Raw genomic sequence first — 8,399 nt, 5'->3', positions numbered from 1 at the left:
GCCCACCCCCACTGCGGTACGGCCGGCAACCAGCTCTCCAGGATCGCGGCGCCCGCCGGGGCCTCCACGGCGATGCACCGGGTGACGCGTACGGGCCTTCCGCTCGCGACCCGCAGGCCGTCACCGCCGGACCCTCCCAGGTCGCAGTCGTTCAGCCCGGCGGTGGCTCCCGGTCCGATCAGCACGCCGTGGGTCCGGCTGCCGCTCACCCGGCTGCCGACGGCGACCAGTTCGGCCGGTCCCTCCACCGTGATGCCCTCCGATCCGGCGTTCTCGACCGTCACCGCGGTCAGTGTGACGGCCGCCTCGCCGGTCACCCGCAGCCCGGGAGCGGAGCAGTCGCGGAGCACCGCGCCCTGGAACACCGGACGGGACGCCTCGACCAGGGCTCCGCAGCCGCCCGCCCCGGTGACGGTGCCGTCCTCGACCGTGCCCCGCGCGCCGTCGCGGAAGTACAGTCCGTGGCCGCCGCTCCCGGTGACGTCCACACAGCGCAGCGAAGGGTCGGCACCGGCGACCACGATGCCGTGTCCGGCGGGTCCCTCGACGGTGACGGCGTCGAGCCGGGGTGCGGCCTCGCCTTCGACGACGACCCCCTCGGACCTGCCGCCGACGATCGCGGTACGCAGCAGAGCGGGGGCCGAGCCGTCCCGTACGAGCAGCCCCGCGGCGGTGGAGTCGGTGACCCGGCAGTCGGTGAACGTACCGCGCGAACGGTCGGTGGCGGCGATGCCGTGGCCCCCGGAGCCGGCGGAAAGGAACCGGTTCAGCCGTGGGCCGGCGGCGCCGGAGAGCAGCAGCCCGTGGGTGGTGCTGCCGCGCGCGACGCAGTCGTCGAGCACGGGACTCCCGGCGGACGAGAGGTGGAAGCCGATGACGCACTCCTCGGCGCGGACCTCGCTCAGCCGGGTCGAGCACCGCTCCTCCAGGGCGACGCCCGGTTTGAGGGTACGGACGACGGTGAGCCTTTCCACCGAGCCTGCGGCCCGGTCGCCGGCCAGCAGGCCGTTGCCGCGCGCGTCGCGCACGGTGCAGCCGCGCACGGTGGTCACCGCGCTCTCGCCCAGCACCACCCCGGAGCTGCCCAGGTGCTCGAAGAGGCAGTCCTCGACGACGCTGCGACGGGGCGAGAGGTCCACCAGTCCGGCGCCGCGCCCGTTGGTGACCACGCAGTCCCGCATCGCGAGGGAGCCGGCGTCGCGGGCGAGCAACGCGGTCCAGCCGTTGCCGTGGACCGCGCAGCTCTCCAGTTCCGCCTGCCCACGCGGTATGTCGACCACGGGGGCGTCCTCGTCGGCACCGCACAGGACCAGGCCCGACAACTTGACCGCTTCGGCGAGGACCTGCACGGCGCTGCCGTCGCGGGGGGCTATCTCGGGGGGCCGGGCGGGGTCGTCGGCGACCAGGGTGACCATCTTGGTGATGGAGAGGCTCTCGTCGTAGCGGCCGGGCCGCACCCGCACCACGCTGCCGGGTCGGGCGGCGTCGAGGGCCGCCGTCAGTGTGGTCCCGGGCGTGGCGACGAGGGTCTGGCGGGCCATGGGGTTCCTTCCGCGGTACGTGGTCGTGAGCCGGTCCGGGGATGCGGGGGTGCTGCCCCGGACCGGGCGGTCGGCGCGGGGCGGTCAGTCGCGCAGCGCTGTCTGGATCTGGGTGGTGCGCCGTCGGGTGATGTAGAGGCCCCGGCCCGGCGGCAGCGCGCGGGGCCGCGTCCCGGGCACCACCTGTCCCTCGGAGGGCGGGCAGGAGAGCATCAGGACCGGGGTGTTGGACTCCACCAGGCGGCGGAGCAGAGGGTCGGAGTTGACCGCGCGGCCCGCGCCGTTGGCACCGCGCGCCACGATGAGGTGGAATCCGGTCTCGGTGCCCTGGGTGAGGAGGTCGTGGAGCGGGGTGAAGGGGTCGTTGGCGCCGAAGCCGCCGCCGGAGACCAGCTCGTGGTCGTCGACCACCACGAAGAGACGTGGCCCCGTCCACCAGTCCCGCAGGGCCAGCCGCCCGGGGGCGATGTCCGGGCCGGGCACCCTCTCGCGCAGGGCGCGGGCCGCTCCCTCGACCATCCTGCGCAACGGGTCGGGTCCCACGGCGTAGCCCAGCCGGTGTGCGTCGGGGACGGTCTCGGCCATGCCGCGCCGGAAGTCGACGAGGAGCACGCGGGCCTCGTCGGGCGTGTAGCGGGCGGTGACCGCTTCGGCGATGTGGGCGAGCAGGTTCGTCTTGCCGGACTCCACGTCTCCGATCACCACGAGGTGCGGGTGCGCCTCGAAGTCGTGCCGGAACACGTCGAGACCCAGGTCCTCCAGGCCCAGCGGGACCTGCAGATCACCTTCTGACGGGGGGAGTTGCGAAGCGGGAAGGGTGGCGGGCAGTGTCCGTACGGCCGGGGCGGGCTCGCCGTCCCAGCCGGCCGCCACCTGGCGTACCAGCGCGGCCACTCCGGCCGCGAGCGTGTCCGCCGAGGTGTCCGCGTCGGTCCGGGGCAGCGCGGTGAGGAAGTGGCTGCGGTCTTTGTTGAGCCCTCGTCCGGGGACCGCGGGGACGGTTCCCGCGGCACGCATGTTGACCATGGAGTCCACCGGGTCGCCGAGCCGGAGTTCGAAGCGGGTGCCGAGCTGGTCGCGGAGCGCGGCTCCGATCTCTGACCAGCGGCCGGAGGCGACCATCAGGTGGACACCGAAGTTGAGGCCGCGCGAGGCGATCATCCCGAAGGTCGGGACAAGGTCCATGAAGTCCTGGCGCACCGTGTTCCAGCCGTCGACCACGAGGAACACGTCGCCGTGCCGCTCCTCGGGGAACTCGCCCGCGGAGCGCCTGGCGCGGAAGTCCGCCATCGACTCGATGCCGCGGGCGGCGAAGAGCCGCTCGCGGTGGGCCACGACGGCCGTGACCTCGGCGACCGTACGGGTGATCCGCTCGGGGTCCAGTCTGCCGGTGACGCCGCCCACGTGCGGGAGTCCGGCCAGAGCGCCGAGCGTGCCGCCGCCGAAGTCGAGACAGTAGAACTGCACGTCCTTCGGGGTGTGGGTGAGTGCCAGCGCGCAGATCAGGGTGCGCACCAGGGTCGACTTGCCCGACTGCGGGCCGCCGGCAATGCCGATGTGGCCGCCCGCGCCGGAGAGGTCGGCGGTCAGTTCTTCGCGCCGCTGCTCGAACGGCCGGTCCACCACGCCCACCGGCACTCGCAGGTACGGGGCGGTTTCGCCGGGGGCCGGCAACAACAGGTCCAGGGTGGGCGGTTCGCTCAGGGGCGGCAGCCACACCTGGTGAGCGGGTGGTCCGGAACCCTCCAGTTTCTCCACGGCGACGTCCAGCAGGCTGCGCGCGGGGCTGTCCTCGTCGGACTCCGTCACCGGCTCCTGCTCGGGGCCCTCCGAGGACTCCGCCAGGGCACGGGGCGGGACCCAGCCTGCCTCGAAGGGGACGACCTGGCCGGCCACGGCCGCGCGCCGCGACGCGCCGGGACGGACGGGCCGGTAGTCCCCGGAGACGTACGCCGCCTTGAAGCGGGTGAGGGTGCCGACATCGTTCTTGAGGAGCCCGCTGCCGGGGAGCGGGGGCAGTTCGTACGCGTCGGGTACGCCGAGGACCCCGCGGCTCTCCATCGCGGAGAACGTCCGCAGGCCGATCCGGTACGAGAGGTGCGATTCCAACTGCTGGCTGCGGCCCTCGTCGAGTCGCTGGGAGGCCAGCAGGAGGTGAACGGAGAGCGACCGGCCGAGTCGGCCGATCATGACGAACAGATCGAGGAAGTCACGGTGCGCGGCGAGCAGTTCGCTGAACTCGTCCACCACCACCAGCAGGGTCGGCAGCGGTTCGAGCGGAGCACCGCCCGCCCTGGCCTCCTCGTACGCGCGCACGGAGGTGAAGTTGCCGGCTCTGCGCAGGAGTTCCTGGCGCCGGATGAGTTCGCCGTGCAGGGCGTCCTGCATCCGTTCGACGAGCGCGGCCTCGTCGGCCAGGTTGGTGATGACCGCCGAGGTGTGCGGCAGCCGGTCCAGCCCGAGGAAGGTGGCGCCGCCCTTGAAGTCGGTCAGGACGAAGTTCAGCGTCTCGCTGCTGTGCGTGAGGGCCAGCGCGAGCACGAGGGTGCGCAGCAGTTCGGACTTACCGGAACCGGTGGCGCCCACCAGCATGCCGTGGGGGCCCATTCCGCCCTGGGCCGATTCCTTCAGGTCGAGCATCAGATGCGACCCGTCCGCGGCGACGCCGAGCGGCACCCGCATCCGTTCGCCCTCGGTGCGCGGCCGGTGCAGCTGCGCCGTCCGCGCCGCGGCGAGGTCGCGGATGCCCAGCAGGTCGGTGAGTTCGCGGTCCTCCTGGAGGGGTTGTTCGGATCTGGCGGCCGCGCCGAGCCGGAACCGGGCCAGGTTCATCGCGAGTGCGCGGGCGGCTCCGGCACCGAGTGCGTCGGGCCGGCCGACCCGGGTCTCGGCCCGTCCGCCGTCGCGGCCGGGGGTGAGCATCGTGAGGTCCTCGGGGGTGAGCCGCAACCGCAGGGTGCCTCGGTCCTCGGCCGTGGCGGCGAGGGTGCCCCGGACGTCGATGACGGTCGTGTTGCGGTAGCCGTCCCCGGCCAGCCGGGCGCCGGGCGGCACCGCGGAGAGGTCCAGGACGATCACGGTGAACGGCTCGTCGCGGTCGGGCGCCGAGCCGGCCAGGAAAGGCCCCCGTGCGGTGAACTCCTCACCGAGCAGCGGCTCCAGTTCGGAGACGGACTGCGCGACCAGCCGGGCCGGGCCCACCCCGTCGGTGTCCGTCGGGTGCTGGGTGTGCGGCAGCCACTTGGTCCACGCCCAGGCGTCCCAGCCGTCCCCGTCCGCGAGGACCACGATGTTCAGCTCGTCCGGCGCGTGCAGGGCGGCCAGTTGTGCCACCACGGCCCGTGCCGTCGCCCGCGCCGGGCCGACCGGGGAAGCCTCGTCGGCGGCATCGCCCGCCGGGGCGAGAAGCACCCGCGCGAAGGAGCGGAGCCGCACGGAGACGGGTTGCCCGGCCACGGTCGCGTACGTGTGGATGAAACGCCGCAGCGCGTGGGCGCACAGGGGTTCCAGGTCCTCGACCGGACGCGTCGCCAGCGGTGTCAGGGTGAGGGCGAGAGGCTGCTCGCCGGTGGCGAACCGCACCTCGGCGAAGTCCTCGTGGGACGCCCTGCGCTCCCACAGGCGGCCGGTACGGGCCACCGACCACAGTGCGTCCGGCTCCGGATGGCGCCACGCCTGCGCCCGGCGCTGCTGGTCGACGACCGCCCGTACGCGGCGCCTGCTGGTCGCGAGATACCGCAGGTAGTCCCGGCGTTCGCCGCGCAGGGCCCGCTTGCGCTCCCCCGCTGCCCGGAAGAACTGGGCGACGAGCATGACGACCGCGGACAGCGTCATCATGCCGACGGCCACCCACATGAGTACGCCGTTTCCCTCGCCGGGCCGGAGGAAGACCAGCACCATGCCCAGCGAACTGAGCGCCATCGGCAGGTAGGTGACCACGCCGCCCATGGCGCTCTGGGGCTCGGGCAGCGTCGGCGGTTCCTGCAGGGCCAGTTCGCCCTGCGGCATCTGCGGACCCACCCGGCGCGGAGGGCGACGGAACGTGACGGTGGTCAAAACCGGCTCCCGGTTCGTGTGGCGGCCATTGCACGTCTCCCGGACATGGACCGCCCACACAAGGGCGGCAGAGAAAGCTGGTTGACGGGTGATCATACTGACGGCCGGGAGTCACGATAGTGTGCCCCCGTTCCCGAGTCGGACCGCCGCCGAATTCACGGCGGGAGTGAATCGAGTTGCCATGAGCGACAAGACAGGCGAACTCTGTCGAATTTCCGTCAGAGCACCTTCCCGGGCCTTCGAATTGGGGATACCTTCCGATGTTCCGCTCGCCGATCTGCTTCCGGTACTCGTCGAGTACGCGGGAACCGAGCCGCACGAGCGGGGACTCGGCCCCGGGGGCTGGTCCGTCCAGCGACTGGGTGGCGCGCCCCTCGACGAGGAGGGGACCGCCGCCTCCTTCGGCCTGGTAGACGGGGAGACGCTGTACTTGAGACCGTGCGGCGAGGCGCTTCCCGAGGTGGCGTTCGACGATCTCGTCGAGGGGATCGGCGAGACTCTGCGCGCCCGCGACGACACCTGGCGGTCCGCGCTGACCCGGCGGCTCCTGCTGGGATGGAGCACCGCAGCCCTGCTGGCCACCCTGGTGGTCCTCGCCCTGCCGGGCGCGGCGGCCTGGCGGGCGGGCGCGGCCGGCACGCTGGCCGTGCTTCTGATCGCCGGCTCCCTCACCGCTTCCCGGGCGGTCGGCGACTCCGGCGCGGGGGCTGTCCTGGGCATGCTGGCCGTACCGCATCTCGCCCTGGCCGGGGCACTGCTTCCGCAGGCGGGTCCGGGCGAGGACGGCCTGGGGCCCAGCCTCTTGGCGGGAGGGGCCGCCGCGGCGGGCGCCGCGATCGTCGCGCTGGCGGCGGTGGGAGCGTTCGTCCCGCTGTTCCTCGGGGCCTTCACCGTCGCCCTGTTCACGGCGCTCGCCGGTGTCGTCACCTCCGCCGGACTCCCCCTGGCCCAGAGCGCCGGCTGGCTCGCCGTCCTGACGATCGCCTGCGCCGTCTTCGTACCGGGTCTGGCCTTCCGCTTCGCCGGGATGCGGCTGCCTCCCCTGCCCAGCGGGGCCGACGACCTGCAAGAAGGCATCGAGCCCTTCCCCGCGGAACGGGTCAGGGCGCGCGCCGCGCTTGCCGACACGTACCTCACCAGCGCATACGCCGCACTCGGGGTGGTGGCCATGGGCTGCCAGACGGCGCTGCTGACGGCAGCGGGGTCGGACGCCCGGACGGGCCCCGCCCTCACCGTCGCCCTCAGTCTGCTGCTGCTCCTGCACCTGCGGCTCGTCGGCGGGCTCCGGCACCGGCTGGCGCTCGCCGTGCCCGGCGCGTACGGCCTGGCCGCCACGGGAGTCGTCGTGGCCGCGGGTGCCCCGCTGCCGGGCCGGCTGGAAGTGGTGGCGGTCCTGGTGGTGGTGGGCGCGACGGCGGCCGTCGCCGCGTGGACGGTACCCGGCCGCCGGCTCGTCCCGTACTGGGGCAGGGCCGCGGACGTCCTCCATCTGGTCGTGGCCCTCGTCCTGCTGCCGCTCGCCGCGCTGCTGTCGGGAGTCTTCGGGGCGCTGCGCGGGATCAGGGGTTGAGCGGGCGCATGAGCACCCAGAGCCGCAAGGACCAGGTCCAGGCCCACCTGTTCGTCATGGGACGGCTCTCCGGAGGTCTGCTGCGCGCCGACCCCGACGCCACCGAGACCCCTTCCTCCCGCACCTGGCGCGGGCTGGTGTGGGGCGTTCTTCTGGTGGTCCTGGCCTGCCTGGTCACCACCTTGTACGGACTGATCCGCCCCGGTGGCGCCACCTCCTGGAAGGAGCCGGGGACCTTGGTCCTCGTCCGGGAGACCGGGGCCCGCTATCTCTTCGTCGACGGCGCCCTGCACCCGGTCCTCAACGAGGCGTCGGCGCGGCTGATCGCCGGTGACCGTCTGCGCGTCACCGACGTGGCCGAGAGCTCTCTCGCCGGTACGGAGCGCGGCCCGGCCCTGGGGATCGTCGGCGCCCCCGACGGTCTGCCCGCCTCCGATCTGCCGCGCGAGACCTGGTCGGTGTGCGCTCTCCCCGGCTCCTCCTCACCGGACGGACCGCCGCTGACCAGCGTCTCCGTCGGAGCGGCCGGTACGGTCACCGGGCTGGACAAGAGCCGGGGCGTGCTGGTCACCGCCCCCGGCGAAGGTATCCAACTGATATGGAACGGGCGTCGGTTCGCCGTCGACAGCGAGCACGGCACCACGGCCGCCCTCGGCTGGGCGGGCGTGGTGGCGACGCCGGTCGCCCCCTCCTTCCTCCAGTCGCTGGACGCCGGCCCACGGCTGGCCCCGCCCGAGGTCGCCCGGCGGGGCGCCGCCGGGCCGCGCCTGTCCGGCGCGGACACCCGGATCGGGCAGCTGTTCACGGCGTCCGGCCAGCACTACCTGCTCACCGAGAAGGGCCTGGTGCCCCTCGGGGTGCTGGACCGTCTCCTGCTGCGCGGCGACCCCCGCACCCAGAGGGACGCCTACCAAGGCGCCGCGGTGCGCGAACTCAGCGTGGGACCTGCGGATTTGGCGGCGCACACGGCCCCCGCGTCGGCGTCCGCGGGCAACCCAGCACTGCCGCGCACGGCGCCCGAGGTGTCGTCCGTCGATCCGGACGAGTCCCAGGTCTGCGTCCGCACCGCCCCGACGGGCGACGGCTGGGTGACGACGGTGGCGCTTGCCGCCCGCGACGGGGTGACGGGCTCCGCACCCGTCACCCGGACATCGGTCACCGCGGCCTGCACCCCGGCGGACCGCGTCTGGGTGCGGCCGGGGTCGGGCGCGCTGGTCCGGGCCCGGACCAGC

4 protein-coding genes are annotated in these 8,399 nt (G+C 73.8%); 2 read left to right on the top strand and 2 right to left on the bottom strand.

All coding sequences use genetic code 11. The features are described 5' to 3' along the window. Together ACWD3D_RS28955 and eccCa are read right to left on the bottom strand one after the other, a co-directional pair. Positions 1-1,541 (bottom strand): right-handed parallel beta-helix repeat-containing protein (locus ACWD3D_RS28955; RefSeq protein ID WP_451463730.1); only part of this gene is annotated, 1,541 nt, incomplete at its 3' end. An 84-nt stretch (positions 1,542-1,625) separates the two neighbouring features. Further along, positions 1,626-5,597, bottom strand: a complete 3,972-nt coding sequence (gene eccCa / locus ACWD3D_RS28950) for a type VII secretion protein EccCa (protein WP_451463729.1) — start codon at positions 5,595-5,597, stop codon at positions 1,626-1,628. 181 nt (positions 5,598-5,778) lie between these two features. On the opposite strand from eccCa, the gene eccD reads away from it, so the two are divergent. Both eccD and eccB read left to right on the top strand, forming a co-directional pair. After that, positions 5,779-7,167: a type VII secretion integral membrane protein EccD gene (gene eccD / locus ACWD3D_RS28945; RefSeq protein WP_451463728.1), complete on the top strand. Its 1,389-nt coding sequence runs from the start codon at positions 5,779-5,781 to the stop codon at positions 7,165-7,167. An 8-nt stretch (positions 7,168-7,175) separates the two neighbouring features. Beyond that, positions 7,176-8,399: type VII secretion protein EccB (gene eccB, locus ACWD3D_RS28940; protein ID WP_451463727.1), on the top strand; the 1,224-nt coding region annotated here is incomplete at its 3' end.

The sequence above is a fragment of the Streptomyces sp. NPDC002690 genome (genome assembly GCF_053592415.1).
This window is presented reverse-complemented; position numbering and strand designations above follow the sequence as displayed.